Origin of the sequence: Acaryochloris sp. IP29b_bin.148 (genome assembly GCF_028285565.1) — a bacterium.
Classification (GTDB): domain Bacteria; phylum Cyanobacteriota; class Cyanobacteriia; order Thermosynechococcales; family Thermosynechococcaceae; genus Acaryochloris.
Genome location: NZ_JANQOY010000200.1, coordinates 15,895 through 42,679 on the forward strand (window position 1 = coordinate 15,895; position 26,785 = coordinate 42,679).

25 protein-coding genes and 1 pseudogene are annotated in these 26,785 nt (G+C 47.6%); 16 read left to right on the forward strand and 10 right to left on the reverse strand.

All coding sequences use genetic code 11. The features are described 5' to 3' along the window. Positions 1–47: 47 nt before the first annotated feature. A complete protein-coding gene (locus tag Q0986_RS17755; RefSeq protein ID WP_299413622.1) occupies positions 48–968 on the forward strand; it encodes an acyl-CoA desaturase in 921 nt (306 codons plus the stop codon). 281 nt (positions 969–1,249) lie between these two features. Here Q0986_RS17755 and Q0986_RS17760 read toward each other — a convergent pair whose 3' ends face one another. Continuing rightward, positions 1,250–1,771 carry a GNAT family N-acetyltransferase gene (locus Q0986_RS17760; RefSeq protein WP_299413626.1) on the reverse strand — a complete coding sequence of 174 codons (522 nt, stop codon included), beginning with the start codon at positions 1,769–1,771 and terminating at the stop codon, positions 1,250–1,252. Positions 1,772–2,012: 241 nt separating this feature from the next. Between Q0986_RS17760 and Q0986_RS17765 the strand changes: the two genes are divergently transcribed. Next, entirely contained in the window at positions 2,013–3,956 is a 1,944-nt protein-coding gene (locus tag Q0986_RS17765) for a pentapeptide repeat-containing protein (RefSeq protein WP_299413630.1), read from the forward strand. Positions 3,957–4,116: 160 nt separating this feature from the next. Here Q0986_RS17765 and Q0986_RS17770 read toward each other — a convergent pair whose 3' ends face one another. Continuing rightward, positions 4,117–4,554, reverse strand: a complete 438-nt coding sequence (locus tag Q0986_RS17770) for a hypothetical protein (RefSeq protein WP_299413634.1) — start codon at positions 4,552–4,554, stop codon at positions 4,117–4,119. Continuing rightward, positions 4,551–5,141, reverse strand: coding sequence for an HAD family phosphatase (locus Q0986_RS17775; protein ID WP_299413637.1), 591 nt, complete (start codon positions 5,139–5,141; stop codon positions 4,551–4,553). The genes Q0986_RS17770 and Q0986_RS17775 overlap by 4 nt, the downstream gene beginning before the upstream one ends. 391 nt (positions 5,142–5,532) lie before the next feature. On the opposite strand from Q0986_RS17775, the gene Q0986_RS17780 reads away from it, so the two are divergent. From Q0986_RS17780 to Q0986_RS17795, 4 genes are all read left to right on the forward strand, one after another. Continuing rightward, positions 5,533–6,243, forward strand: a complete 711-nt coding sequence (locus tag Q0986_RS17780; RefSeq protein WP_299413641.1) for a DUF1995 family protein — start codon at positions 5,533–5,535, stop codon at positions 6,241–6,243. A 7-nt stretch (positions 6,244–6,250) separates the two neighbouring features. After that, positions 6,251–6,703 carry a hypothetical protein gene (locus Q0986_RS17785; protein ID WP_299413646.1) on the forward strand — a complete coding sequence of 151 codons (453 nt, stop codon included), beginning with the start codon at positions 6,251–6,253 and terminating at the stop codon, positions 6,701–6,703. A gap of 29 nt (positions 6,704–6,732) precedes the next feature. Further along, positions 6,733–7,995, forward strand: coding sequence for an acetylornithine transaminase (locus Q0986_RS17790; RefSeq protein WP_299413649.1), 1,263 nt, complete (start codon positions 6,733–6,735; stop codon positions 7,993–7,995). Positions 7,996–8,173: 178 nt separating this feature from the next. Continuing rightward, entirely contained in the window at positions 8,174–9,139 is a 966-nt protein-coding gene (locus Q0986_RS17795; protein ID WP_299413652.1) for an NADP-dependent oxidoreductase, read from the forward strand. Between the two features lie 155 nt (positions 9,140–9,294). Here Q0986_RS17795 and Q0986_RS17800 read toward each other — a convergent pair whose 3' ends face one another. Beyond that, on the reverse strand, positions 9,295–10,128 hold the full coding sequence (locus Q0986_RS17800; RefSeq protein ID WP_299413656.1) for a hypothetical protein: 834 nt from the start codon (positions 10,126–10,128) through the stop codon (positions 9,295–9,297). 103 nt (positions 10,129–10,231) lie between these two features. Between Q0986_RS17800 and Q0986_RS17805 the strand changes: the two genes are divergently transcribed. Together Q0986_RS17805 and Q0986_RS17810 are read left to right on the forward strand one after the other, a co-directional pair. Beyond that, positions 10,232–10,723 (forward strand): hypothetical protein, encoded by a 492-nt coding sequence (locus tag Q0986_RS17805; RefSeq protein ID WP_299413660.1) that lies wholly within the window; start codon positions 10,232–10,234, stop codon positions 10,721–10,723. Positions 10,724–10,769: 46 nt separating this feature from the next. Next, complete coding sequence (locus Q0986_RS17810; RefSeq protein ID WP_299413664.1) at positions 10,770–11,945, forward strand: nucleotidyltransferase family protein; 1,176 nt, start codon at positions 10,770–10,772, stop codon at positions 11,943–11,945. 66 nt (positions 11,946–12,011) lie between these two features. Here Q0986_RS17810 and Q0986_RS17815 read toward each other — a convergent pair whose 3' ends face one another. Further along, positions 12,012–12,677, reverse strand: coding sequence for an ABC transporter ATP-binding protein (locus tag Q0986_RS17815; protein WP_299413667.1), 666 nt, complete (start codon positions 12,675–12,677; stop codon positions 12,012–12,014). 173 nt (positions 12,678–12,850) lie between these two features. Here Q0986_RS17815 and Q0986_RS17820 point away from each other — a divergent pair, with 173 nt between their 5' ends. Then, entirely contained in the window at positions 12,851–13,297 is a 447-nt protein-coding gene (locus tag Q0986_RS17820; protein WP_299413671.1) for a DUF3531 family protein, read from the forward strand. A gap of 35 nt (positions 13,298–13,332) precedes the next feature. Here Q0986_RS17820 and Q0986_RS17825 read toward each other — a convergent pair whose 3' ends face one another. The 3 genes from Q0986_RS17825 to Q0986_RS17835 form a co-directional block, all read right to left on the reverse strand. Then, the gene (locus tag Q0986_RS17825; RefSeq protein ID WP_299413675.1) at positions 13,333–14,328 is read right to left on the reverse strand and encodes a ribose-phosphate pyrophosphokinase; all 996 of its coding nucleotides are present in this window, start codon (positions 14,326–14,328) and stop codon (positions 13,333–13,335) included. A gap of 131 nt (positions 14,329–14,459) precedes the next feature. Continuing rightward, positions 14,460–15,773 carry a cell division protein FtsZ gene (gene ftsZ / locus Q0986_RS17830; protein WP_299413678.1) on the reverse strand — a complete coding sequence of 438 codons (1,314 nt, stop codon included), beginning with the start codon at positions 15,771–15,773 and terminating at the stop codon, positions 14,460–14,462. 167 nt (positions 15,774–15,940) lie between these two features. After that, on the reverse strand, positions 15,941–16,867 hold the full coding sequence (locus tag Q0986_RS17835) for an FtsQ-type POTRA domain-containing protein (RefSeq protein WP_299413681.1): 927 nt from the start codon (positions 16,865–16,867) through the stop codon (positions 15,941–15,943). A 265-nt stretch (positions 16,868–17,132) separates the two neighbouring features. Here Q0986_RS17835 and msrP point away from each other — a divergent pair, with 265 nt between their 5' ends. Beyond that, on the forward strand, positions 17,133–18,131 hold the full coding sequence (msrP, locus tag Q0986_RS17840) for a protein-methionine-sulfoxide reductase catalytic subunit MsrP (RefSeq protein ID WP_299413684.1): 999 nt from the start codon (positions 17,133–17,135) through the stop codon (positions 18,129–18,131). Here msrP and rfbD read toward each other — a convergent pair. After that, on the reverse strand, positions 18,128–19,024 hold the full coding sequence (gene rfbD / locus Q0986_RS17845; protein WP_299413688.1) for a dTDP-4-dehydrorhamnose reductase: 897 nt from the start codon (positions 19,022–19,024) through the stop codon (positions 18,128–18,130). The genes msrP and rfbD overlap by 4 nt on opposite strands. A gap of 191 nt (positions 19,025–19,215) precedes the next feature. Between rfbD and Q0986_RS17850 the strand changes: the two genes are divergently transcribed. Continuing rightward, positions 19,216–19,779 (forward strand): Uma2 family endonuclease, encoded by a 564-nt coding sequence (locus tag Q0986_RS17850; protein WP_299413692.1) that lies wholly within the window; start codon positions 19,216–19,218, stop codon positions 19,777–19,779. A gap of 248 nt (positions 19,780–20,027) precedes the next feature. After that, positions 20,028–20,432, forward strand: coding sequence for a hypothetical protein (locus tag Q0986_RS17855; protein WP_299413697.1), 405 nt, complete (start codon positions 20,028–20,030; stop codon positions 20,430–20,432). A gap of 187 nt (positions 20,433–20,619) precedes the next feature. Here Q0986_RS17855 and Q0986_RS17860 read toward each other — a convergent pair whose 3' ends face one another. Then, positions 20,620–21,588, reverse strand: a complete 969-nt coding sequence (locus tag Q0986_RS17860) for a methyltransferase domain-containing protein (RefSeq protein WP_299413700.1) — start codon at positions 21,586–21,588, stop codon at positions 20,620–20,622. Between Q0986_RS17860 and Q0986_RS17865 the strand changes: the two genes are divergently transcribed. The 4 genes and pseudogenes from Q0986_RS17865 to Q0986_RS17880 form a co-directional block, all read left to right on the forward strand. Then, a complete protein-coding gene (locus Q0986_RS17865; RefSeq protein ID WP_299413703.1) occupies positions 21,587–22,390 on the forward strand; it encodes a class II glutamine amidotransferase in 804 nt (267 codons plus the stop codon). The genes Q0986_RS17860 and Q0986_RS17865 overlap by 2 nt on opposite strands. Before the next feature lie 331 nt (positions 22,391–22,721). After that, the gene (locus Q0986_RS17870) at positions 22,722–24,413 is read left to right on the forward strand and encodes a GGDEF domain-containing phosphodiesterase (protein WP_299413707.1); all 1,692 of its coding nucleotides are present in this window, start codon (positions 22,722–22,724) and stop codon (positions 24,411–24,413) included. A 294-nt stretch (positions 24,414–24,707) separates the two neighbouring features. Further along, complete coding sequence (locus tag Q0986_RS17875; RefSeq protein WP_299413711.1) at positions 24,708–24,977, forward strand: DUF559 domain-containing protein; 270 nt, start codon at positions 24,708–24,710, stop codon at positions 24,975–24,977. Between the two features lie 479 nt (positions 24,978–25,456). Next, positions 25,457–26,785: pseudogene (locus Q0986_RS17880) on the forward strand (glutamate synthase subunit alpha); the annotation flags it as partial.

Here is a 26,785-nt window from a genome sequence, read left to right on the forward strand (position 1 = left end):
ACCTTGGCCCGGTTTAGATAAAGGGGACCAGCATTTGGTGACGCCCGATGAACACTGCCCATGATATCGCCAGAATTCAAGCTTGCGATCGCAAAGTTGATCCTTGCTTGGGCCAGGTCCGTTGGTCTCCCCAGAAGTCGGCTTGGATAAGCAGCATGTATTTGGGAGCGCTGCTTGGTGGACCATTAACCTTCACAGGGGATGCATTTCTATTGTTTGCCGTCACCAGCGTGATCACCCTCTGTGCGGGGCATTCCGTGGGTATGCATCGTCGCTTAATCCATAACAGCTTTGACTGTCCCCAATGGTTAGAACAGGTCATGGTCTACTGCGGCACCTTGATGGGGTTTGCGGGGCCGTTTTCGATTATCCGAATGCATGAGCTCCGGGACTGGGCGCAACGACAACCTCACTGTCATGATTATTTTGCCAGCCGCCAGAACCTCTGCAAAGACTGGTTTTGGCTGTTGCATTGCGATCTGTATCTTCGATATCCCCCGGCCATCCACTATGAAAGACGGGTTGCAACTAACGGGTTCTACAAATGGTTAGAAAAAACTCGATTTTTACAGCAAGCACTCTGGGGAATGGTGTTCTACATCATTGGAGGTTGGTCTTGGGTGGTCTGGGGAATCTGCGTCCGCGTGAGTGTTTGTATCACTGGGCACTGGCTGGTAGGCTACTTTGCCCATCGGTGGGGCCATCGCGATTGGCATATTGATGGCGCAGGAGTGCAAGGCTATAACGTCCCAGGCTTGGGACTGCTCACTATGGGGGAATGTTGGCACAATAATCACCATGCCTTTCCTAACTCAGCTCGGTTAGGGCATGATCCTCATCAAGCAGATCCAGGCTGGTGGTTGATTCGCAGTTTACAAATATTGGGGTTGGCCTGGAATATTCAGCGGCCCCAGGATGTCGAAATCAATCCTAAGCTGCTCTCCATCTATCCTCGGAGAAAGGGGTAACTTAGTGGTTGTCAGGCTTTTGCCACGACAAAATCATGTAGCGTAGTAGGCCCAATCGACTCGTGCCTTCGAGCAGTAACGTCTGTGTAAATTTGGGCAACAGACCCAGTACCTGTAATTAAGCAGCAAGAAAGAAGTTTCCTGTAGCGAAATAAGTTCAAATGCCTGGTTCTTTCAAGTTGTCTTCACTAATCAAATATGGCATACCAGCGCTAGCACTCATTGCCAAAGAACTAAGCGGACAAAGTGAGTTCTTTGGTTGCCTATGTACAGAGTCATTGTTAGATGGCGCAGAATTCAGCTTCTGTGACACGATAGACGACTACCTCAATTCCTCCGACCTCAATTTCTGAGTGAAAGCTCAGGCCAAGCCGCTTTGCGACTGCAATTGAAGCTGCATTCTGTGGGTGAATCAAGCTGATTACAGAATCGCGCCCCAGCTTTGTGAACGCAAACGCTAACGCAACACGTCCGGCTTCAGTCGCAAAGCCCTTGCCCCAGTGCTGTTTCCCCAACACCCAGCCTATCTCGAAACCAGGCCAACCCTCTGGGTGATGGAATCCAACTCTCCCCAGGAACTCCAAGCTCTGTCGGTTCTCAACGGCCCACATACCGTAACCCCTCAGAGACCAATGCCCCAGAAACATCGCCATCTGACACCAGGTCTCTTTCCGAGACAGCGGTTGACCGTGGCCCAAGTAGCAAACGACGCCAGGGTCGGACAAATACTCAGCATACCCATCGAGATCTGAATCCCGAAATGCCCGCAGACGAAGGCGTTGGGTTTCAATGGTTGGAATCAAAACGTTGTCCATCTAACAGTTTGGGTCAGCAGCTGCTAAAACCTTTGTATCTTGGCTATGCGACTTCAAGCAGTTAAGAAAACGGGTGACCTTATGAAAAGGTCTGGAACATCTGCCATTGCTGTGTTGAAGGGGATTGGTAGGCTTGCGGATAAATCAGTATAGAAGAGATCTATGAGAACGAAGTTTATATGAGATGTTAGGGTAAATGCCAATAAATTACTGCTGAGGGTACAGAGATATGGCCAGTACTGTGCTTGGAGTTGGGTTGGAGAATTTTGACCTATTGGAGACTTTGCTGCGTAGTATTGATGGTTGGAATCAATGGCGTGAGCAGAATCCTGGTGTGCAGATAGACTTGAGAGAAGCCGATCTCAGAGAAGCTAACCTTAGAGGGGGCAATCTCAGTTCTACCGATCTGAGAGGAGCTAATTTCAGCGGTACCAACCCCATCGATGCCAACTTCAGAGGGGCTAACCTCAGAGGGGCCAATCTTAGAGAGGCCAACCTCAGCAGTGCCATCCTCGAGGAGGTTGACCTCAGTGGTGCTGACCTCACCAATGCCAACCTCAACGGGCTCAACCTTAGCGGTGTCGACCTCAGTCGCTCCAATCTGAGTGGTGCTGACCTCACCAATGCCAACCTCAACGGTGTCCACCTAAGAGGCGCTTGGATTTCAGGTGAAACGCAGATTGCCCCGAAGTGGAAACTGATTCACGAATTGGTCACGCAAGGTGGAATAAGGAAAGACCTTAGTGGTGCAAACCTCACCAATGCCAACCTCCATAATGCCCATCTAGAAGAGGTAAACCTCAGGCATGCTGACCTCAGCAATACCAACTTAGAAGGGGCCAATCTCATTAGGGCTAGCTTAGTAGGGGCTAAACTCAATGGTGCTGACCTCGGCAATGCCAATCTCAGCAATGCTGACCTTAGCAATGTCGATCTCTCCCACGCCAACCTTAGAAGTGCCATCATCTCCGATCAAACACAGATTCATCCAAAATGGAAGCTTGTTTATGAAGTGGTGACTGGCGGTGGAGAAGGGAAAGACCTCACCTATGCTAACTTCAGCAGTGCTGACCTCAAGGGTGCCAATATCAGGGAGGTGGATCTTAGCAATGCCAACCTCAGCAGTACTGACCTCAGTCATGCCAATCTCAGCAGTGGCATCCTTAAAGATGCGAACCTCAGCCATGCCAACTTAAAAGAGGCGGATCTGAGGAATGCTGACCTCAGTAATACCAACCTAGAAGGGGCCAATCTCAGCAATACCAATCTGAAAGGCGCTAATCTCAGTGGTGCTGACCTTACCCTGACTGATCTCAGTGGTGCTGACCTGGGCAATGTAGACTTCCCCCGCGCTAACCTCAGGGATGCCATTATCTCTGATCAAACACAGATTAACGCTAAATGGAAGCTGGTTCATGAAGTGGTGACTGGCGGTGGAGAAGGGAAAGATCTCAGCAAATCCAACTTTAACGAAGCCAACCTCAAGGGGGCCAACCTTAGGGAGGCGGATCTCAGCAGTGCTGACCTCAGACGGACTAATCTCAGCAAGGCCAATCTCAGCAGTGGCATTTTCAGAGATGCCAATCTCATCCTTGCTAACCTCGAAGGTGCTGACCTCTGTGGGGCTACCCTTAGTAATGCGAATCTCCGTAGTGCCAACCTCAGTCATGCGAATCTCCGTAGTGCCGATCTCTTTGGTGCAGACTTTTTTATTGCCAACCTTCGTGGGGCCAACCTCGAAGGTGCTGACCTCTGTGGTGCTAACCTCAGTAATGCCAACCTCAGTAATGCCAATCTCAGTAATGCCAACCTCAGCAACGTGGATCTGATCGGCGCTGATCTCGTCGGGGCTAACCTCTGCAAAGCCAATATTCATAGTGCTAATCTTAGCGATGCTAATCTTAGCGATGCCAATCTCAGCGATGCTAATCTTAGCGATGCCAATCTTAGAGGGACCAACCTCAGCAGTGTCAACCTCAGGGATGCCAACCTGATTGGTGCTGACCTCTTGGATGCTAATCTCTACAGTGCTGACCTGATGGGTACCGACCTCTTCGATGCCAGTCTCAGCAGTGCTGTCCCCCGTAAGGCTGACCTTAGCAAGGCTATTCTCACTGAAGAGCAACAGATGAATCCCAAGATTTCTGAGCCAACTCAAGAAGCCATTGATTAACATTTAAAGAAAGTTTAAAACTTCAACAGCAAGTCAATGCGTGCAGCCTCAAACCCCGCTACCCGGTAGCTGGAGTGAAAACGATACGTAGTGCTCCCCAGAAGTTGAACTGTTAGCAAAGAGAGTAATGAGATATTCAGATCAACATATCTTACGTATCTTACGCACGGCTAACTAATACACCACCACATACAACTAAGGATGCTCCCAGCAAGAGGTTAAAGGCATTAAGCTTTGCATACTCGCCAAAAATGGTTAATCCGAGGAAAACTGTGACTAAAGTACTCATATTGGCCAAAGGGACCAGCTTGGAGACGGGTTCCTGATAAATGGTCAGTCCCATCGCTAGGCAGATAAATCCAGCGCCAAATAGGACACCATGCCCCATCGCAAATAATCCTGCTAAGTGGGACAGATGATGCCTGGGGAAAAGGAAATAGCTCGCAACTGAGGTTAAAACAATCCCAACAGCAAAGTACAAGAGATAATAGTTTTGCCCAATACCAATATCGTTACTTTGCTTTTGCAATAAAGCGCCAACACCAAAAGCGAGTGCTGGAATAAAACCACCAATAAAAATTCCGATTGAGTCGTTCAAAATAGTAGGCCTCTAATTTTCGAATAGCATGCATTGCGTCGCTTAAAGTGAAAGCCTAATATTCCAAGATCGCAAGCAGTGGAAATATTGGGCAAGCTATCGTCAATAAATAATGTCTCTGAAGGGGATAAGTCATACCGTTCGATGGTTAAATTAAAAATCTTGGCATCAGGTTTCATGCATTTTTCCTTGCCTGAAATGACGATACCATCGAATAAATCAAAGAACTTTTGGGTTTTAATATATTCATAAGTCTCTGATGACATATTCGATAAGCAGTACATTTTTATCCCTGCATTATACAGATCCTGCATCAGCTGTATGCTCTGAGGGATAGGGGTTAGAGATGTCTTCGCAGCCAGGAGAGCTTGCTCTATGACGTCCCTTTTTAAGTTCGATCTAGCGACGACCCGAGAAGCGACTAATTGCTCTGACTGAATACCTTGATCCATATCCAGCCAGTCCTGATGCTTAAATAGCTCAGTGTGTAGCAGATCTCTTTCTTCTTGGCTGATATCTAACGACATCAAAATCTTGTCAATATTCCAGTCTAATACTACGTTTCCCAAATCAAAAATGATTTCCATCTGCGATTAGCCTTAGGAGATATAGCGAGTATATAAAACTCATCTACTAAAGGATGTAAGTCAAAATACTCTGACCTACTTTGAAGTTCAGACAATCTCCTAATGAAAAGGTCTTATGACGTACTGGCTCACTGGTTGCTAATCTTCTCAATTGATGATTTACTTCAGCCCATCATCTCTTGAAATATTTATCTAAAGCTCAAAGCTGTTCCGACTAGAAAAGTCTACTGATTCACGTACACCATCAACATCGGCTTAACGTTTTTATCCAAATTCTGATGAGTGAAAGCTGGGTTTGATTTGCGGTGGTTTGTACGTCAGAATAGTTATCACGGCCTTGTATCGTATGTTCCTAAGTGAACAAGGCATATTGTCCCGTTGAGAAGTTCAGATGGTCTTTCCCGATTCTTTGGAAACATCAATATCGCAAGCTGTTGAAGCAACAAAGGCTGCGATCGCAGATCACAAAACCCTGCTACAGGTTGATATTGCCATTCCCGAACTAAAGCCCTTGCCCGTCGCCCAGCAATATCTCAGCCAACTGCCCAATCTAGGCGAGAACGTTAAAGTCTTTTTCTCTGATACGGGGGCAGCCGCCTTAGCCCGTCATCAATGGCAAGAGATTGCCTACGAGTTGCGAGGGATCGAAGAATTAATCGACCCTGTACAGCCTGAAAATGATGCCTTTGTTTTTATCGCCCCCACCCCCGTAGAAGTGGGCAAGGTGGAGCAAATTTGTAACCAGGCTGGCGATCGCGTCTGTATTTTGCTTAATCCCAAGTTAGAAGATGTTTCCATTGTCGGGATTGGCATGGCCGGACGGACGCTACGAGAGCGATTCCTCAACAATATTGAACCTTGTTATTCTTTCCTGCCCTTAGAACGAGGAGCCGTGATTCGGTCCTACCCCAGCGAGTGGCAGATTTGGTGGGCCGAGGGGGAAGACGACGGTAGCGAACATCAGATTCTAGCCTCAGAAGCAAGTCGCCCTTCGGGAGAACGAATTGGCCAAATTCTGGCTCCTTTGATGGCAACAGAGAATGCCCGTAAGCCCGGCCTATTTGACAATATGCAGCAATTTTGGAAAGCCCTTACCCAATAGCTCCCCCATGACATCCTGCCGACGACTCATATATGAACAGTCCGTTGCCTATCGCGGACATCTGATTATTCCCTATCTTTCTAGCGAGATTGCCCAGACCCCGATCTATGCCTATCGTCTGCTATCCGAGTTGGGGCATCGCAGTGAATGGCATCGAGCCAATAATCCGGCGGGACTTCACTCCAGTCGTATAGAAGGCATTTTGGATATTGCACGAGAACATTTGGATGCCAAGGTGTCCGCTACTTCCAGCCTCGGTTACTTTAAGCAGCGTTATCTCTACAAACAAAATCTGGTCATTATTTCAGAGGTTGCGGGCAAATTCTTTTACGATCACTATCCCCCCACTCGGCTGGATAATATTGCCGCTCCCAAAATTTTTGCCAGTGAACTGGCCTGCATTAATTGGGTTAAAGCTGGATTGGATCGCAACTTGCAAAAATCTGCCTCTACAATGTAAGTCAACCTTTCGTCCGTGCAGGAGTGCTTGTGAGCCCTACTGAACTTGCTCAAGATCCGTCTGCGGTATCCGCTCAATCCTTTAATGCCGCCCACTTTGATCAGGATGTAATGACCACCTATGGCCGTTTCCCAATCGCCCTGGAGCGAGGACAAGGCTGCCGCGTTTGGGACACGGATGGACGCGAGTATCTAGATTTTGTCGCCGGGATTGCCACCTGCACCTTGGGCCATGCTCATCCTGCACTAGTGGCAGCAGTCACGACCCAAATTCAAACCCTCCATCATGTCTCTAATCTGTATTACATCCCCCAGCAAGGGGATCTGGCTCATTGGCTGACCCAGCATTCCTGTGCCGATCGCGCCTTTTTCTGCAATTCGGGTGCAGAAGCGAACGAAGGGGCGATTAAGCTAGCTCGGAAGTATGCCCATACGGTTCTAAATATCGAGCAGCCCGTTATTTTGACAGCGGATGCGAGTTTTCATGGTCGGACTCTAGCCACGATTACCGCTACCGCACAGCCTAAATATCAAAAGAATTTTGATCCCTTGGTGCCGGGGTTTGAGTATGTGCCGTTTAATGATTTAGCCGCCCTCAAGGATAAAATCGCCACCCTCGATCAAGACCAACGCCGAGTTGCAGCTATCCTCCTAGAACCTTTGCAGGGGGAAGGGGGTGTGCGACCTGGACAATTGGAATACTTCCAGGGCGTACGCCAAATCTGCGATCAGACTGGAATCTTGCTAATCCTGGATGAGGTACAGGTCGGTATTGGCCGAACCGGAAAACTTTGGGGGTATCAGAATCTAGGTATTGAACCCGATGTGTTTACCTTAGCGAAAGGGTTGGCAGGGGGAATCCCGATTGGGGCCATGCTCAGCAAAGAAGTTTGCAGTGTTTTACAACCGGGGGACCATGCCAGCACCTTTGGGGGAAATCCCTTTGCCTGTGCAGCCGCCTTAGCCGTCCTCGATACGCTGGAAACTGAAAATCTACTAGACAATTCTGCTCAACGAGGGGAACAGTTACGGGCAGGACTGCATACGATTCAGTCCCAATATCCCAATCTGATTGCTGAAGTTCGAGGATGGGGGCTAATTAATGGCCTAGTTCTCAAAGATGACATTGAACTCATGTCGATCGAGGTGATCAAAGCCGCAATGGAAGCAGGTTTACTCCTCGTTCCAGCTGGCCCCAAGGTTGTCCGCTTTGTTCCTCCTTTAATCGTGAATGAGGGAGAGGTAGATAAAGCTCTGCAAACCGTTCGGCAAGTTTTGGCTGAACTGGGTTAGGTTAGCCAAAAAAAGTGTATTAGCCTACATATATCTTTTAATCCTATTGGATAGCTCTTTTCATTAGTTAGCACTTAATATCTCTGTATATGCTGTTATAAGTAGCGTTTTGTATAGCCATCATTATGCAGCAAAGCGACAACCGTATACGAGAACATAGATTTTAACGATGAAATGTATGACTCAGAACACTATGCAGGCTGTTGTTCTCGATCAATTTGGTGGGCCGGAGGTTCTCAAGATCCAAATGCTCCCCATACCTGAGATAGGGCCAGACGAAATCTTAATCCGAATTGAGTCAGCAGGAGTAGGACAGTGGGATCCTTTTGAGCGCGAGGGAGGCTATGCGAAAATGTTGGGGCTCGAACCACACTTTCCTTACGTACTCGGCTCTGAAGGGGCAGGTGTGGTTGTTGCTGTGGGTGAGAGTGTTAGCTGCTTCAACAAGGGTGATCGAGTATATGCTGCTGGCTTCCTCAACCCGAAAGGTGGATTCTATGCAGAGTATGCTGCGGTAAAAGCTGATGTAGTTGCGCCCATCCCGAATGGATTGACCACCGAGCAGGCAGGCGTGATATTGGGGGTGGCAATCACTGCCCTTCGCGGTCTCGACGATACATTGCACCTGAAGTCAGGTGAGTCAATAATACTCTTCGGAGCCAGTGGTGGGGTTGGGCATATGGCGGTGCAACTGGCCAAACGAATGGGCGTTTGCGTTTTCGCTGTAGCTTCGGGTAACGATGGGGTGGCACTCACAAAGGAATTAGGAGCTGACACTGCTGTGAACGGGCGCACAGACGATGTGTTGTCTGCTGCTCAGGAGTTTGCTCTCGATAGTTTCGATACCGCGCTGCTCATGGCAGGCGGTGAGGTTGCAGCGCAAGCGTTATCTCTGGTACGTAATGGCGGGCGCATTGCTTATCCGAGCGGTGTTCATCCCGAGCCTCAGGTCAGAGCTGGTATGCAAGTGAGTAGCTACTATGGCGCTCCTGATGCAGAAATTATTTCAAGACTGAACGAGCTGATGAATGACGGACCCTTGGAAGTGCATATCGCTCGCACCTTCTTGCTTGACCAAGCAGTAGAAGCTCATCGTATGCTTAATCAACATTATCTTGGGAAGCTTGCTCTTCGCACGAATTGACTGTGAAATGCTTTAAAACGACCCAAAGGTGAAGCTGTTTATGAAGAGGTAAGATTCTCGGTAACCTCGGATTAGGAGTTGGATGCGACGCTAATTCTGAACGGAACAATTGGAGGCGATGTTTCGAGCGGCCAAGTTCAGAGAAGGAGTATAGATCACCTTTTTCGGAACTTCACAGCAATAACGGCATAATGACGGGGGCCAAAGTTCCATCGCCAGGGACCAACGGGTTCTAGAGTGGCCACCTGCTGACTCAGCACCGGATCTTGACGAAAGAGATGGACGATCGCAGCAGGATTCACACCATGAAAGAAGTTTCCTTGTCGAACGAGTTGCACCAGAACCTGGCTCAGGTTTTGTGTAGGAACTGAGGTCAAGGGTGGATAGGAATCAGACGAGACAACATCTGTAATCAGCACCCCCAAACCACCTGAGTTCAAGAGCTGCAAAAGCAAGCGCAGATGTCCCAAACGAATGGCTTGAATCACCTCCAAAAACTGGGGATGGTGTTCGCCAATCGTATCCACAATCATTTTGATCAACTGACTGAGCAGACAGGTTGAAGCTACGACCTCAAAAGGACCTGGGAGTTTTTCTAGACAGCCAGTAGGAGCATCAATACAGGCCGTAATATCAGCCTCTGACAGAATCGATGTTGGAGACCAGTGAGCCATCCGGTCGATTGTCCCAGTTAGATCAATATCCCAATGGAAATGGAGATTGGCATGATTCGCCAGATTTTGCCTGGTTGTCCCTTGGACCAGGGCATCCGCGTCAATGTCGACTAGATGTACTTCTGGGTGTGCCTGAACAAGTGCTGGCAGATCCAGATCATTACAATTGCCAGCCCCCAAAATGCAAAGACGAGATAGATCTGAGCCCTGTTTGAGCATCGAAGTCACTTGGTTCCGATGGCTCGCAAAGACATTCCATGCATCGCTACTGCTGAGATTAAAGGCAATCTGACGCTGGATAAGTGGATTCATCATCACTAAAATCTTATCTTTATGCTTGCAGTTGCTTATTCTTGCAGGTTTTACGGAGGAGTCACCCTTTCATATCCAAGGGAGTAAGGTTTTGATAGATGATGTTATGGCGATTCGTTTTGATCAGGAACATCCCTACGCCATTCCCAGCTTCCCTCTGTGTAAGTTGACCGCTCCAGCGGCTACGGCCTTAGGACTCGACTATAACCAAATGCCGATCCTGTCGCCCCATGCAGACAAGCGCTCCTATGTATTCCATGATGATTTTCAGGAGACGCCATTGCATCTGCGAAAAATTGATGTCTTAGCAAAAGGCCCACACCATGAGATGATGCCTTTATCCAACCAAGCTGCTTTTGCGGAATTAGTACGCCATACCCGTGCCGTTAATATTATGACGGCTCCTGAGCAGATTACTGCCCATCTTCAACAATGTACTTGCCTGTTCAAGACAGTTCCGGTATGCCAATTTATGTGGCGGCCTGCTTTAGAGGCACTGCCTGAATTGGTAGATTTAGTGAAGGCTGATCTGATGCCATCAAGCCAGGCGGGAGTGCGATCGCATACGAAATCGAAGCCTTCATGTTCGTCTGCGTAAGCGTGGTTGTTCTTATCAGAGCAGGACAGTAGCCAGAGAGATTAACTTGCAGGTACACAACCTATCCCCCAATCTAGCGCTGAGTCGAGAACAGCAACTGCTCCTATGCTTAGCTCATCCTCAGATTAAAGATGCCGTTGCAGAAAAGATTCATTCTCTACTATTGGCAGGCATTAACTGGCCCCTTTTCCTAGAACAAGTGGAGCATCATTGGGTCATGATGCAGATATACCCCCATCTCAAACAATGGTGCTCTTCCACCATTCCCGCCAGCCTCTTGTCCCAACTTGAAGTCACCTACTTTGCGAATACAGCCCGCAATCTGCTGTTGGTGACGGAATTGCTCAAGCTCCTGCAATTGCTCACGGCACATGACATCGTAGCGATTCCCTTCAAAGGGCCAATCCTGGCCGTTTCAGCCTATGGTCATCTGGCTCGACGACAGTTCTCTGATCTGGATATTTTGGTTGCTCCTGCAGACTTCCATAGGGCGTTAGCACTGCTGAATGAACAGGCCGGTTATCAGAAGCTGCCCACGACCTATCGTCTTTACCCCCATGAATACCCTTTAGTCAGCGCAGACGGCAACATCTTTATCGATCTGCACCAACAGATTGCAGGCAAAGATTTTTTCACTTTTCCGCTCCAATTTGAAGAAATGACCCAGCGGCTACAGGACATTACGTTGTTGCATGCCTCTGTGCCTTGTTTTCATCCAGAAGACGTCCTGCTTATTCTTTGTGTCCATGGCTCTAAACATGGTTGGGAATTATTGAGCTGGATCTGCGATTTTGCGACCTTTGTTCATATTCATGCGGATTTAGACTGGTCTCGTCTTTATCAAAAGGCCCAAACCTTAGGATGCGATCGCATGTTATCCATCGGCCTGACCCTCAGCAATGAGTTACTGGGAGTTCCCATTCCCGCCAACTATCCTCAGAAATCCGATCAAACCTTGGTACTCAACCGTATCAAAACCCAAATCTATCGGAGATGCTTTGCGCCTGATCAGCAAGTCACCTCAGAACTGAGCTGGGAAAAAGTGCTGCTGCATGTACGCCTGTTAAGCCGTGTTCAGGACCAAAGAGCTTATCTCAATTGGTGTGCTCAGCGGCTGTTTACGCCCACCTATAAAGACATCAATCAGATACCGCTTCCTCAATCTTTGTCTTTTTTATACTATTTGCTCAGGCCCCTGCGTTTAGTCGGATTATTAAAATAAACCGGGCTATCCCTCCGGCAGGGGTCTGGTGGTATGTCACCCCCTCTTGTCTCTCCCAGCCCTCAATCAGAGGACAACGGCATCTGGCAGTGTCAAGGCTTGAGGATCGACACTGGCTAATTCTCCGTGATTTAAGGTCCAACAGCGATCCGCAATGCCCACGAGTTCAGCCGGATCATGGGTAACGATCAGTAGACTCCAATGCTGCTTGAGCTTTGCCAATAAAGTAACTAACTGTTTGCGCATGGACCAATCGAGGCCCGCTGTGGGTTCATCTAACAGTAAGAGATGGGGTTGCCGAATGAGCTGCACCGCAAGGGCCAGTCGCCGCTGCTGACCCCCACTCAAAGATTGGGGGGAAATAAAGAGAGATAAATCTTCTAATCCCACTTCTTGTAGGGCTTGGTGAACCTGCTCAGATCCCAATTCAGGGTGCCCTAGCCGCAATTCTTCTAGAATAGTGCCGCCACAAAAGTGTCGTTCTGGGAACTGAAACACTAAGCCAGCCAGCTGTTGTAGATTATTGGGCTTGAGTTCTTGTTGACGCCAATAGAGTTCACCTGACGTGGGTGCCGCCAAACCTGCCACAATTTCTAGCAGCGTACTTTTCCCTGATCCGCTGGGACCAATAATCAGTCCAAGTTGCTGAGGCGGGAGTTCCAAACTCACTTGTTTGAGAATGGCACTAGCAGTCGCGGCTGGATGATAGATGAGTTGTTTTAATCGAAGCATTCTTTTAGCGTAATGCAATCCACTACAATCAGGAGCAGGCTCAAGGGTATATGGTCTTGGCTCTTTCTACCAGCATTCCCATGTCTGCACAGTCCCCAACCCTATTTAGGACTCAGAGGCTTTAGCCACTGTTTCCAGACTTGCCCTTCCTCCCGTAGTATTGCTCGTTATCTATGAACATTCAGTTTCGCGAATTTAATTCTTTTGATTTATGGATCTGGTTAGAATTTGAAACCGTTCTATCGGAACAAGAAAAGCAATACGTAGAAGAAGTCTTTGATTCCTGGTTCTTTTTAGGAAAACTGGGAGGATTCAATGCTGAGAATTTACAGGTACAAGAGGCCGGATATGAACTGAGCTATCTCCAATATGAAGGAGGGGTCACCGATAGTAGCCTAATGGCACTGATGCATAATATGGGCGACATTGAGTACGAGGGCTGCTGGGCCCGCTGCTGGTTTGATCTCGGGACGAGCGATGCGATCGCACTGGATGTACTTCTAAATGCACTCCAGCAATTCGATCAAGAATTTATTGTGATCAAGAGCTGCTTGATCGGGGGCGAAAACGAGGACTGGCCGCTACCAGAGCGCCGCGATCGCTTCTACGAAGAACCTTGACGACATCCATTGAATAACAGCCAAACTTAGAAAGACTAGCGGAACATACTGCTCACGGAGCTGTCTTCATGCACACGCCAGATGGTTTCTCCTAGTAAACTCGCAACGGATAACACTCGTAGCTGTGGAAACTGGCGATCGGGGGGGATGGGAGTTGTATTGGTGACCAAAACTTCCTCAAACAGCCCCGGTGTAGATAAACGCTCCACCGCAGGGGGAGAAAAAATGGCATGGGTTGCACAGGCATAGACCTGTCGAGCCCCCTCCTCTCGCAGTAGTCGGGCTGCAGCCGAGATTGTGCCAGCAGTATCGATCATGTCATCCACAAGGACCGCCGTCTTGCCTTCGACATCACCCACCACGTTCATCACTTCAGCCACATTATGGGCCTGACGACGTTTATCAATAATCGCTAAGGGCGCATCATCCAGCTTTTTGGCAAAGGCTCGGGCTCGGGCCACCCCACCCACGTCAGGGGACACCACCACCAGATCGGGAAGTTGCTTACGCGCCAGGTATTCCAGGAGTACTGGAGAGCCATACACGTGATCCACTGGGATATCAAAATAGCCTTGGATTTGAGCGGAATGTAAGTCCATTGCTAAGATGCGGCTAGCCCCAGCCTGCGTAATCAAGTTGGCAACTAGTTTTGCCGTAATTGATTCTCGCCCCGCCGTCTTCCGGTCTGCTCTGGCATAGCCATAATAGGGGAGCACGGCCGTGATTTGCCGGGCTGATGCTCGCCGACAGGCATCAATAATAATCAATAGCTCCATCAAGTTGTCATTGACGGGGTGGCAAGTGGGCTGAATCAGATAAACATCACACCCCCTAATGGATTCTTGAATTTGGACGTAGAGTTCTCCATCTGCAAAGCGTTTGCGGACCATCGGTCCTAAATCCACGCCTAAATAACGAGCGACCTCTTGAGCGAGAGAAACATTGGCAGAACCAGAGAAAATTTTTAGACGGTTATTCTCGGCAACTAAGGGAAGAGGTGGTTGCAGAGTTAGAGTTGCAGGACGGATCACTACGGGTCCCCAAAACACATTCTAGGCAATCTTATCATTCCCGATTACGCTTAGTGCTATCGAGAATTGTGAGTTTTAATTAAATTTCTATTGGGCGCTCGAAGGGCTCCCCCAGTGCTGGGTACATCAGCTTAGGAACGACCTGGACGACGCTTTTGCAAAAAATCAGGAATATCCAAGTTGGCACCGCGGGCAGGGGGGCGGGGGGTAACAGGTTTAACACCAGGCTTGGGCGGAGCAGCAACCTTTGCCTTGGGTTTGGGTTTAGCTTCAGTTTTGCGAGGCGGCGCTCCTCCTTCTGAAGAGAAGCCCGTGGCAATGACCGTCATTTTGATTTCGCCTTGCAGAGAGTCATCAATAACGGCGCCAAAAATGATGTTGGCACTTGCATCAACGACTTCATAGATGGTCTCGGCGGCAGTATTCACCTCATGTAAGGACAAGTCATTTCCACCCGTAATATTGAAAACGACGCCTTTAGCTCCCCGAATCGAGGCATCTAATAGGGGGGAATCAATGGCTGCGATCGCAGCTTCTTTCGCCCGAGACTTACCCGACCCGACCCCAATGCCCATCATGGCAGACCCCGCATCAGCCATCACTGCTTTAACGTCAGCAAAGTCCACGTTGACTAAACCCGGCACATTGATAATATCGGAAATGCCCTGAACCCCTTGCCGTAGGACATCATCGGCTGTTTGAAAGGCTTCCTGTACTGGGGTTTGTTCCGCAATCACCGACAAAATCTTATCGTTGGGAATCATAATGAGGGTATCGACCCGAGTTTGCAAAGCTGAAATCCCTTCCTCGGCTTGATGGCTGCGTCGACGACCTTCGAAGGTGAACGGACGCGTCACCACACCCACCGTTAAAGCGCCCATCTCCTTCGCAATTTCAGCAATGATGGGGGCCGCACCTGTACCGGTCCCTCCACCCATTCCACAGGTAATAAAGACCAAATCTGATCCTGCTAAAGCAGCGGCAATATCATCGCGAGACTCTTCCGCTGCTTTTTGACCAATGGCGGGGTTTCCGCCTGCGCCAAGGCCACGGGTCAATTTTTGCCCGACTTGTAGCCGCTTCGATGCAGAGGATTGTGTCAAAGACTGGGCGTCTGTGTTGATAGACCAAAACTCAACACCAGAGACATTGCTCGCAATCATCCGATTGACGGCATTACCACCGCCACCGCCCACACCAATCACCTTAATGGTGGCCGCACCATGGCGAACAATATTGTCGTCTTCCATGCTCACGTCTTTAAAAGGTCCGGGGGATGGGGCACTGTCTGATTCGAAATCAAAAATATTTTCCAGACTATCCTGAGAACCCAGTTCTGAACTTTCTCCTGTTCCTCCTAATTGATCCACAGGACCAGAACTCAGCAGATCATGGTTCTCATTGGTGAATAGGGAGTCTGTAAAGGATTGATCAGCAGGCGTCATTGTGGCTAGTTATGAACAGCAAAGGAAGGATGGGCAATCTTCGTTACTCAACTATAGGACAAGTTCTCCCAAAAACCAATTGAGCGATATTAGCCGTAAATCTCTTGATTCTGACTCAGAAAACCGGGTTTCTCAGTTATGTTGAAAAACAGAAGTTTTTGTTAAGGTTAACGACTCGGTTGAGCTTGATTGCGTAATTCTAAGACTGGACTTTCTGGATTCTCCACATCGATATATACGATTTGTTGGGGATCGACAGATTTAGGTAAGGTCCGCATTTCATCCAAGGCTTGGAGTTGCCGATTGAACCGGTCACTAAAAGGACCAATGTGGATTTGCCCCAACTTCGTTTGCAACATCAGCTTATTCGGATCTTGCCAGTTGAGATGTTTAACCTGAACAGGGCTGGTCTCTAGCAAAGCGTACATCTGTTGCCACTGCGCTTGTTTTTGGCGATCAATCGAGACGAATTTTGTGGGGGTTGAGGCACTAGAGGCCTGGGATTGAGTTGGCTTAGATTCAGGTTGCAAGTAGGCGTCAAGGGTCAATTTGGGCAGTTGCTGAGCTTTCTCTAACTTAGGATAGCTATCTGCAGGTAAGACAACCCCTCGCTCATCCAGTAACCAGACATTTGCTGGCCCCAACGTTATGGAATTGGATTGATCAGGATTGAGGATGAGCGTACAGCCTTCACATTCTGTCATGGCGATCGGGGGCAATTCCTGTACCACCACCTTGACCCTGGGAGGGAACAGCTTACGAGTCACCACCACATGACTAATATGAGCATTCGTCTTCAGCTTGGATGCTAAGACTTGGGGCTGAAATCGAATCAGAGATGTAGGAAATTGGAGGGTCATCAGATGTTCGAGGGTTTGGCCATCGATCTGCTCATTGCCAGCCAACGTGACCTGACTAGATTGCCGAATTTGCCACTCGGGTTGGCAAACGGCCCATCCCAAACCAGCCGTTAACCCCACGATGAATAATGTCCGCCAAGCCCCCCGTCGAAATCGCTGTTTACGCTGGCGAATCAACTGTTGCTGACGATCTCGGATATTGACAATTTGGGATTCAGGGGTTGAATCAGTCATGTTATGCACAGCCTAGGCTCGAGTCTTAAAGGCAACTTCGCCCAAGAGACCAGCTTAGTGCTTCTGAACAAAGCGTCTTCTCAATTAAAAGCTGACAGATTCCCCCTGGCAAGGGGAGCGTTAGGATAACATCCCTCCATGGTCCGTCAAGCACCTGTATTCGCTAAACTAGAAATCCAAGTCCCAGCAAACGCTATCGCTCCAGTCCTGTTGTATCCATAAATGGAGCAGGGAATATTGAAGAGAAGCGTCAATTCGGATCTCTATGGTACTTATTCGATTCCCCAAACCATGGCAGGTAGAGTCACAGCCCATTACCTCAGAAACTACGTATTGGCATCGGCGTCGATTCCTCAAAAATATGATTGGGTTTGGGCTAGGAGCCACGACTTTTCCGAGTATCAGCTGCTCGCGTTCGGGGGATGACATTGATCCAGCATTAAAGAAAACGCTCTCCCAACGAACCCTCCCAGGGGTCAAGCGATCTGCCATTTACACCGGAAACGATTTAAGGGTGACCCCAGAATCAGAGACCAGCCGATACAATAATTTCTACGAATTTGGCGGGACTAAAAATATCTGGCAGGCCGCTCAATCGTTACCCACTGATTCCTGGAAAGTGGAAGTCACGGGCTTAGTGAATCGGTCTCGGACTTACGATTTAGACGATCTAACGACAAAATTTCCCTTAGAGGAACGTATTTATCGGTTTCGCTGTGTGGAAGCTTGGGCAATGGTGGTGCCGTGGCTAGGATTTCCGATGAGATCGCTAATTAAAGATGTCGATCCCAAATCCAATGCTAAGTTTGTCCGCTTTACCACCTTCTATGATCCGCAGGTTTGCCCAGGTCCAGGGGGATGGACCGATACGGCTAGCCTCCCTTGGCCCTATACTGAAAGTCTCCGCATCGATGAAATGGCCCATGATTTGGCCTTTTTTGCGGTTGGCATTTATGGGCATCTTTTGCCCAAACAACATGGCGCACCGTTGCGGATGGTCATCCCTTGGAAATATGGGTTTAAGGGAGCCAAATCCATCGTCAAAATTGAATTTATGAATTTTCAACCCCCGACATTTTGGAACACACTGGCCCCCAACGAGTATGGGTTCGAGGCCAATGTCAATCCCGATGTCCCTCATCCCCGCTGGTCTCAAGCCGAGGAACGCCTGTTGGGAACGGGCGTCCATCCGGCAGTCTGGGAGCGGCAACCTACCCTGCTTTATAACGGCTATTCCGAAGTTGCCCCACTCTATAGAAGCTAGGGAGATAGGGTTTGCAGCATCTGACGGAGGGCGTCTCGCCAATGCGAGGCGGGTTGACCGAGAATAGGCGTAATTTTGTGATTGCTCAAGACGGAATAGGCAGGTCTGGGAGCAGGTAAGGGATATTCAACGGTCGGAATGGGCGTCACTTGCTTAACCTGGAGCGGAATACCCAGGGCTTGGGCTTCGGCAAAGATGGCAACGGCAAGGTCATACCAGCTGGCGACCCCCCGGTTGGTGAAATGGTAGGTGCCATAAAAGTTGGCTTTTGCCGTGGCATCTAAGGTGGACCAATGGCGGATTAGGGATGCGATCGCATCGCCAATATCCTTGGCCCAAGTCGGTGTCCCTACCTGATCATCCACGACCCGAACCTCCTGACGTTCTGCGCCTAAGCGCAACATGGTCTTTACGAAGTTGCCTTTGCCCTGCTGGCCGTAGACCCATGCCGTTCGCAAAATAATGTGCGAATCGTGGGTTTGCCGGATCCCTTGCTCTCCCAGCCATTTTGAACGGCCATATACTCCCTGTGGATTCGGCGGATCTGATTCGGTATAAGGATGGCTTTGTGTGCCATCAAATACATAGTCAGTGGACAGATGCACCAGCATGGCCCCTAGCTGTTTAGCACTTTCAGCAAGTGAGGTGGGTGCTTTTTCGTTGACGAGGTGAGCTAAGTCCGGTTCTGTTTCTGCTCGATCAACCGCTGTGTAGGCAGCAGCATTAACGATAATATCCGGTTGCACGGGGGCGATGATCTGATGTAGTTGTTCAGGTGCAGTGAAATTGGCCTTGTCTCTTCCGTAAGCAGTTATGTCACCGACGGGGGTTAAAGCGGTTTGCAACTCCTGTCCAACTTGGCCATGAGCACCTAGCAGAAGAATTCGGGGCATTGATCATTATTCCTGTTCATAAGATGACTAGGATCCTACCCCGTCTGCTTTTCAGAAACCAGGCAATTAAAATCTAGAGCCAACAGCGTTTGACTGTTTGAAGGCTTTTCAGAAGAGGTTTGAATCAAGGGTAGATTCAATTTTTTCCCTAACGCTATTCTGTAACTAGCGCTGTTCGACATGCTCTCAACATGGTTCAAGTTCCTTCTAAATCCCTGACGCTGGAAGAATTCCTCAGGTTACCGGAGACCAAACCGGCTAGTGAGTATATTGAAGGGCAGATCCTCCAGAAGCCAATGCCCCAAGGAAAACATAGCCGTATTCAAGGTGAGCTATTAGCTGCGATTAATGCGGTGGTTAAGCCAGAACGAGTTGCTTGTGCTTTCCCCGAGTTGCGCTGCACTTTTGGAGATCGATCAACGGTTCCTGATATTGCGGTGTTTATATGGAATCGAATCCCTTGCGATGACAGTGGAGAAGTGGCGAATGCTTTCCCGCTTGCGCCTGATTGGACGATTGAAAGTTTATCGCCTGACCAAAGCCATACTCGTGTAACGAAGAATATTATGCATTGCCTTCAGCATGGAACCTCGATGGGCTGGTTAATTGACCCTGATGAAAAAACGGTATTTGTGTATCGCCCTAAACAAGAAATAGAAATTTATGATGCAGCGAGTGAAGTATTGCTAGGACCTGATTTTGCAAGTGGTCTGCAATTATCGGTTGAGAACTTGTTTGCTTGGCTGAAGATTTAGTAAAGGCTTTTTGACTCGTTAGTTGCAAAATTAATTATCATATTCTTATTTGTAATGAATGACATCCTTTTACTCTGATTTGATGTATAAGTTAACCCTCAAGCTAGACTTAAAGGTCTTCTTGGTTAGCCGAAAATAATAGGATTTCTTATGTAAGCGTGTTTCTAGATCTTAATTAAGCTACTTGCCACCTTCAATTAATTTCAGTTACTAGAATATACTTCAATTCAACAAAATACTGACTGAAAATGACATCATCACCTAGTGAGTCCAAAACACAAAAAAATCTGATAATAAATCTGGCTTCCTGGATTGGTTTTTTTGCACCCTTGATACCATGGGCTTGGCATGAAATAGCTAAGCTAATGAAATTAGTTCCAATTGCCTTTAAACAAGTTATTTATGAAGGTCGGTCCATATCTTCTTTGTTTCTTCCTTTTGGGATTGTTTTATACCTTGTTATTCTAACCATTTGTTTTATGTGGATATTGAATAAATGGAAGAATAAATTTATTTCAGAAATCAAAAAAGAGTACCTTGAATTTAAAAATACTCCGATTAAAACTGTAATTCAATTAACTCAGACAATTTTCTTGGCTCTGGCCTTTGGCGGATCTGCTTTTTTAATAAGCAAGTTTATAATATTTTCCTAGATTTTTCATGGAATTGATTAGATTGTAATTTTATTGGTATTACAATCTAATCTGCGCGAGACTTACAGGTAGAACCAGATTTATAAAGCTAGTGTAGGGCCTATACTATGTGCTGTAATAAAAAACGTAGCACTCAAAGTTTTTCATTCTGATCACCATGTACCAAATAAATGTGAGGCTTCAGCAATCAGTCAATCTTGGGTCTAATTCGCTTAGAGGTGTAAACGAATCGGTAGCCGACATCATAATAGGTTTTTTGGCGAAGATATTCGTGCTTTTGATCCCATATTCCGGTTTCTAAATCGTTGCATAGGCTGGATAACCCTTGCTCTAATTTATCCTCATTGAGTTTGGTAAATGATGAAATTCCATTGCGAATATTGTGCTCCAGATATAGTTCGGGACATCCCCATCCAACCGCAGCGAATGAGTCTGATAAATCATTAGGTAAAGGGAAAGGAACGATATTCACAGCCGTATCCATAAGGGTTTCAATCTCAGCTGTTAACGTTGCTATAGGTACAAAAGTAGACTGAACATCGGCAATGAACGAAGGGAAATACTCGGTTAGCCAAAAACTAGAAATGAGGTCTGGATCATAGGTAAAGATAACCACCTGCCCTCCCCCAGTTACTCTGTGAATCTCTTGCAGCGCTTGCGAATAATCTGGGAAATGGTGCAATGCCAGGATGATGATGGCTACATCTGCTGAATGAGAGGGCAATGATAGATGTTCAGCCTTTGCATCTATCCAACGGACTGCCGGATGGGCGATTGCCTGACGGCGCATTACCGTTGATGGCTCAACGGCCAGAACTTGATATCTATGCTCGGCCAGATACAGTGCATAAGACCCTGTACCCGCACCGATATCTACAATCGTGGAAGCCTGAAACGGCTCCAAAATTTCTAACAGTTTGGCTGTGATGCGTGGATCACTCTGTCTGGTTTGGGAGTAGGTTTTCCCAATTGTGTCGTAAAGCATGATGCTCTCTACCTGCCGAATACTCAACACAGTACAGGACGCCTCCATCAGATAGGTGCAAACGCTCAATTTCTTGCGCGCAAGATTGTGGGAATTGGCATGGTATTTGGTTGCAGCCTCTTTCCCTTTCCACCTACAATCGACGGCGTAGAACTGCTTGCGATCGCTCATGTGTCAGTTATTAGGTATGAACTGTAATGGGCCAACGGATATTTGTTTCTCCTTTGAAGGGTTCTGCGCCCGAGGGGGCAAAACGGACGATCATAAAGACGGGTGGGGCATTGCCTTCTTTGAAGGGGCAGCTTGTCGAGTCTTTCTAGATGACAAGCCTTCTGCAACCTCTGCGATCGCCAAACTGATTCGGGAATACCCGATTAAATCGACAAATGTTGTCGCTCATATTCGCAAGGCCACCATTGGTCCAGTGGGCTTAGAAAATTGCCATCCCTTTACGCGGGAGCTGTGGGGGCGACATTGGGTGTTTGCCCATAACGGAGACTTGCCCACGCTCAAGTCAGGGAGTTTAGGCATCTATCGCTCTGTAGGCCAAACGGATAGTGAGCGAGCATTCTGCTTAATTATGAATCAGCTCAGAGATAAATTCCCCCAGGAACAGCCGCCCATGGAGGAGCTGTTTCCTGTGTTGCAAGAGATGACCCAGGCGATCGCCAGTCATGGGATTTTCAACTATTTGCTCTCAGATGGGAAGCATTTATTTGTGCACTGTTCCACCAAGCTTTGCTATATCGTCCGCCAGTCCCCTTTTGCGGCAGCGCACCTGATTGATGAAGATCTGACAGTTGATTTTCAAGAGTTAACGACCCCTTGCGATCGCGTCGCCATTATCGCCACCACTTGTCTAACGGATAATGAAACCTGGACCACCATTCAACCCGGTGAACTGCTAGTCTTTCAGGATGGATTGCCGCTAATTTTTCAGGATGATTGGGCGTGTAAAGTTAGTCGTTATTGAGGCGAAAATACGAAGGGACTAACAATACCTTCGCCAGCTAAGGATATAAACACTAGGTATCAGTCAAAAGCAGCTGAGCATTGGGCACATTAATCTTAGTCATAGTTTGAAGATTTTCAGGATGATGTCTGAGTGCTATCGTAACCGCCGTTGTCGCTACTCTCTGCGGTGTAGCTTAATTACAGCCATCTAAAACTATGAGCTATTTGTGGCAGCTTAAGGCATGGAAGCCAGCATTAGCACATCGTGAGATGAATATTGCAAGAGGTATATTATTCGGTGAGTAAAGTAAAAATATTCGAAACCACTTTAACATTCAGAAAAGTGAGATATGTCTGATAAACCCGAAGGTATAAGCGCTGAAGAACTTCTGCGTATTGTTCTAGAGTCCATTCCATTAAGAGTATTTTGGAAAGATCTAGACTTAAACTACTTGGGTGCAAATCGGAAATTACTCGATGATATTGGATTTAAGCATATAGACGATTTAATCGGCCAATCGGACTACCATATTTATGAAAACCCGGAAGATGCCGATCCAAAGCGTAATGATGATCGTGAAGTCATACAGACAGGCAAGAGCAAACTTGATATTGAAGAATCCTTGCCCATAGATGGAAAGGAACTTAAGTGGCTGCGCACCAACAAAGTTCCCATGAAAAACGCCAATGGCAAGATTATTGGCGTACTGGGCACCTATCAAGTGATCACTGATCAGGTTAACTATCGTCAGCGTATTGAAAAACAAGCATTTATAGACCCTCTCACCGGTCTTGCGAACCGCCGAAAGTTGCAACATGAAATCACATCTTCTTCGTTTGATTATTCAGGTTTGCTTTTTATTGACCTTGATCATTTCAAACACGTGAATGATACACTCGGGCACTCGATAGGCGATCTTATCTTACAGAAGGTAGCGCAAAGGCTGCAGAGCATCGCCAACAAAAATCATGCGCTTTTGGCTCGATTGGGAGGAGATGAATTTAGCCTATTTAAAATATTTGAGTCTCCCGAGGATAAAGAGGCTCAACTTAAACAGATAGCTGCTGAGGTGTTAACTTCAATATCAAAATCGTTCAACATTGATCATCACATTATCTCCTCTATTGGGGCAAGTATAGGAATTGCATTTATTGATGGGGAAAATAAACATATAAGCAATGGCTTTATCGAAGCTGATATAGCCATGTACTCCGCGAAAGCTCAAGGTCGAAATAATTATCAGTTTTTTAACGAGAATCTGCGCTTAGCAACTGAAAAAAAACATAAATTATTAAATTATCTGCATACAGCAATTCAGAGAAATGAGTTTGAGCTTGTGTATCAGCCACAATTTGATAGTAGTGAAAAGCTTGTTGGTGCAGAAGCCCTTTTGCGTTGGCATAGTCCTGAAATGGGTGCTGTTTCCCCTTCAGAATTTATTCCGATTGCCGAAGACTCAGGTCTTATATGCCCTATTGGGAATTGGGTGATTGATGAGGCTCTCAGTACTCTCGTTCGCTGGCATCATCACCTAAAAGAAAATCCTAACTTTAAGTTAGCAATCAATGTCAGTAGCATCCAATTTCATGATAAATCTTTAGCCTCGACAATTTGTCAAAAGGTTTCATCGAAGGGACTGAGTTCGAAAAACTTGTCAATTGAGATCACAGAGAGCGTACTGTTTGATTACACTGATACCAGTACAAATACGATCATTGCTTTGAAAAATAAAGGCTTTAGTATTGTTGTTGATGATTTTGGCACTGGCTATTCGTCTTTATCCAAACTCTCATCTTTACCAATTGACACTTTAAAAATTGATCGGTCGTTTATTAAAAATATTGATACCAATCAAACTAAAGAGAAGCTCGTGAAAACCATTATTAACATGGCTACTCTATTAGGCATGAATACAATTGCCGAAGGGGTTGAAACAGACCAGGAAAGATTAACTGTTGAGCAACTGGGATGTAATCAATTTCAAGGCTACGCATATAGCAAGCCAATATCATTAGAAAAATTTAACGAGTTATATTTATAACACTCTGGACACAAGAGTAGAGCGTAAAGCTAAGGTTCTTATTCTTATGAAAATTGTAATTTTGCTGCCCGATGCAGTTTTTGACCAGGCAGAAGTGCTCAACAGTTAGGGGGGGTACGTAGTGAGTTATCTCAGTACAGTACAAAACTTGAAGCCGTCACCTTCTGTTATTCTGGGTTTGAGAGGCTTTTTGAAAGCTCAGTAAACTCTGCATCAGCCCCCTAAATCCCCCATTTTGGGGGACTTTGAGGCTTATAATTTCCCTAGCGGTGAGACAGGGGTAGGGACAGCAAGATGCGAGAGAAGAGAACGCAACACCACCGTATTCGCGACACGACCCCAGCAGTCGTTACCGCCGCGCGACGACTGAGACTAAATCTGATGACCGCAGAACAAAAGCTGTGGAAAGCACTGCAAAAACGTCAACTCAACGGCCTGATATTCCGCTGTCAACAAGCCATCGGTTCGTTTGTTGTCGCTGTATTTCAGCAAATCCAACAGGCGAGTGAGCAAAGTATTGAGCTACAGTCAAAGTCCCCCATTTTGGGGGATTTAGGGGGCTAATGCAGCATAATTGAGACTGTTAAAGAGAAAAGCATCGGATCGTCATGCTCTCCTTAAAAATTTATCTATGGCTAGCTTACAAGAGTTTTGTCCTGTACTAAGAGTGAGCTATATACAAAAGCGTTGCAGGTGTATTTGAAATGCATAACAGCCCCTCAGATGAGGATGGCAAAGGCAACGGTAGATGAGGGATGTTTTGCGTTAAGATTTAATACGCAGATCACCAACATCCAATCGTCCCTCTTCTTCTTCACAGACGCCTGTCTTTATTGACTGTAGTGAGGGAGCCTTAAGTACTCCAAGGATTCCGGCATTATCCGATACATCTGCATCAGGCGGATTACCCTTTGGTTACATAAGCTACATTTTCTCCCGATTGCTTTGTGCACTACTGGGATTAAAGGCGATCCGCTGAACTTTTTGGGCTGCATCTTGAGATAGCGCAGCTATTTTGTCACTCCTATATTCTGAATCCGATCATGACTCACACCATGAATGCGCTTAATTCCTCTTCAGATTTCATCTTCCCTGGGCAGCCTTGGCTCGTAGAGGAGCGGGATGCCTGTGGGGTGGGATTTATTGCCAGTCCCCAAGCCAATCATGATCTGATTCAGCAAGCCTTAACCGGGTTGACCTGCCTGGAGCATCGGGGTGGATGTAGTGCCGACCGAGATTCGGGGGATGGGGCCGGAATTCTAACGGCCATTCCCTGGCAGCTCTTTCAACAATGGTGGTCTACCCAAGGCCAACCCCTACCGGATGTAGAACAAGTGGGGGTGGGAATGGTGTTCTTGCCCACCGATGCAGGGGCATTGGCCCACTTTAAGCAAATTGTGGAAGAAGTTGCGATCGCAGCCCAATTCCAAGTCTTAGGGTGGCGACCTGTCCCCATCAAGCCTGACCTGTTGGGAGAACAAGCCCGCGCCAATCAACCCGATATTGAGCAAGTCTTTCTAGTCTCGCTTAACCGAAGAGACGATGAGCTCGAACGTCAGCTTTATTTAGTCCGTAAGCAGATCGAAAAAGCCGTGTCGGAGACAGGGGCCGACTGGGCACCAGAGTTTTACTTCTGTTCTCTGTCCCATCGCACCATTGTTTATAAAGGCATGGTGCGTTCAGAAATCTTAGGAGCCTTCTATGAGGATTTGCAAAATCCCGACTATCTGAGTTCCTTCGCCATTTACCATCGCCGCTTTAGTACTAACACCTTACCCAAGTGGCCCCTGGCCCAACCCATGCGCTTCTTGGGCCATAACGGCGAAATTAATACGTTGCTTGGCAATATCAAATGGATGACGGCGCGGCAATCGGTCCTGAGTCACCCCCATTGGCAAGACCGTTTTGAGGAGTTGCGTCCCCTGGTCAATCCGAATGCGAGCGATTCAGCTAATTTGGATAAAACTCTAGAGCTACTGGTACAGTCTGGGCGCAGCCCGCAAGAAGCACTGATGATGCTGGTGCCGGAAGCCTATCGCAATCAGCCTGCCCTGGCAGATCACCCGGAAATTGTCGATTTCTATGAGTACTACAGCGGCCTCCAGGAAGCCTGGGATGGTCCTGCTTTGTTGGCTTTTAGCGATGGCAAGGTTGTCGGAGCCGCCTTAGATCGGAATGGATTGCGGCCCGCCCGCTATTGCACCACCCAGGACGGCACCGTGTACGTCTCTTCAGAAGCGGGAGCCATTCCCATTCCCGAAGCCGAGATTGTGACCAAAGGACGCTTAGGACCGGGCCATATGATTGCGGTGGATTTAGCCACCCATCAAGTGCAGACCAACTGGGAGATTAAGGCTCAAATTGCTGCAGAA

What these genes read in the sequence shown, in the direction of transcription:
- Q0986_RS17755 (WP_299413622.1), top strand. Translation starts at nt 48, where the DNA reads ATGAACACTGCCCATGATATCGCCAGAATTCAAGCTTGCGATCGCAAA.
- Q0986_RS17765 (WP_299413630.1), top strand. Translation starts at nt 2,013, where the DNA reads ATGGCCAGTACTGTGCTTGGAGTTGGGTTGGAGAATTTTGACCTATTG.
- Q0986_RS17775 (WP_299413637.1), bottom strand. Translation starts at nt 5,141, where the DNA reads ATGGAAATCATTTTTGATTTGGGAAACGTAGTATTAGACTGGAATATT.
- Q0986_RS17780 (WP_299413641.1), top strand. Translation starts at nt 5,533, where the DNA reads ATGGTCTTTCCCGATTCTTTGGAAACATCAATATCGCAAGCTGTTGAA.
- Q0986_RS17785 (WP_299413646.1), top strand. Translation starts at nt 6,251, where the DNA reads ATGACATCCTGCCGACGACTCATATATGAACAGTCCGTTGCCTATCGC.
- Q0986_RS17795 (WP_299413652.1), top strand. Translation starts at nt 8,174, where the DNA reads ATGACTCAGAACACTATGCAGGCTGTTGTTCTCGATCAATTTGGTGGG.
- Q0986_RS17800 (WP_299413656.1), bottom strand. Translation starts at nt 10,128, where the DNA reads ATGATGAATCCACTTATCCAGCGTCAGATTGCCTTTAATCTCAGCAGT.
- Q0986_RS17805 (WP_299413660.1), top strand. Translation starts at nt 10,232, where the DNA reads ATGGCGATTCGTTTTGATCAGGAACATCCCTACGCCATTCCCAGCTTC.
- Q0986_RS17815 (WP_299413667.1), bottom strand. Translation starts at nt 12,677, where the DNA reads ATGCTTCGATTAAAACAACTCATCTATCATCCAGCCGCGACTGCTAGT.
- Q0986_RS17820 (WP_299413671.1), top strand. Translation starts at nt 12,851, where the DNA reads ATGAACATTCAGTTTCGCGAATTTAATTCTTTTGATTTATGGATCTGG.
- ftsZ (WP_299413678.1), bottom strand. Translation starts at nt 15,773, where the DNA reads ATGACGCCTGCTGATCAATCCTTTACAGACTCCCTATTCACCAATGAG.
- Q0986_RS17835 (WP_299413681.1), bottom strand. Translation starts at nt 16,867, where the DNA reads ATGACTGATTCAACCCCTGAATCCCAAATTGTCAATATCCGAGATCGT.
- msrP (WP_299413684.1), top strand. Translation starts at nt 17,133, where the DNA reads ATGGTACTTATTCGATTCCCCAAACCATGGCAGGTAGAGTCACAGCCC.
- rfbD (WP_299413688.1), bottom strand. Translation starts at nt 19,024, where the DNA reads ATGCCCCGAATTCTTCTGCTAGGTGCTCATGGCCAAGTTGGACAGGAG.
- Q0986_RS17850 (WP_299413692.1), top strand. Translation starts at nt 19,216, where the DNA reads ATGGTTCAAGTTCCTTCTAAATCCCTGACGCTGGAAGAATTCCTCAGG.
- Q0986_RS17855 (WP_299413697.1), top strand. Translation starts at nt 20,028, where the DNA reads ATGACATCATCACCTAGTGAGTCCAAAACACAAAAAAATCTGATAATA.
- Q0986_RS17865 (WP_299413703.1), top strand. Translation starts at nt 21,587, where the DNA reads ATGTGTCAGTTATTAGGTATGAACTGTAATGGGCCAACGGATATTTGT.
- Q0986_RS17860 (WP_299413700.1), bottom strand. Translation starts at nt 21,588, where the DNA reads ATGAGCGATCGCAAGCAGTTCTACGCCGTCGATTGTAGGTGGAAAGGG.
- Q0986_RS17870 (WP_299413707.1), top strand. Translation starts at nt 22,722, where the DNA reads ATGTCTGATAAACCCGAAGGTATAAGCGCTGAAGAACTTCTGCGTATT.
- Q0986_RS17875 (WP_299413711.1), top strand. Translation starts at nt 24,708, where the DNA reads ATGCGAGAGAAGAGAACGCAACACCACCGTATTCGCGACACGACCCCA.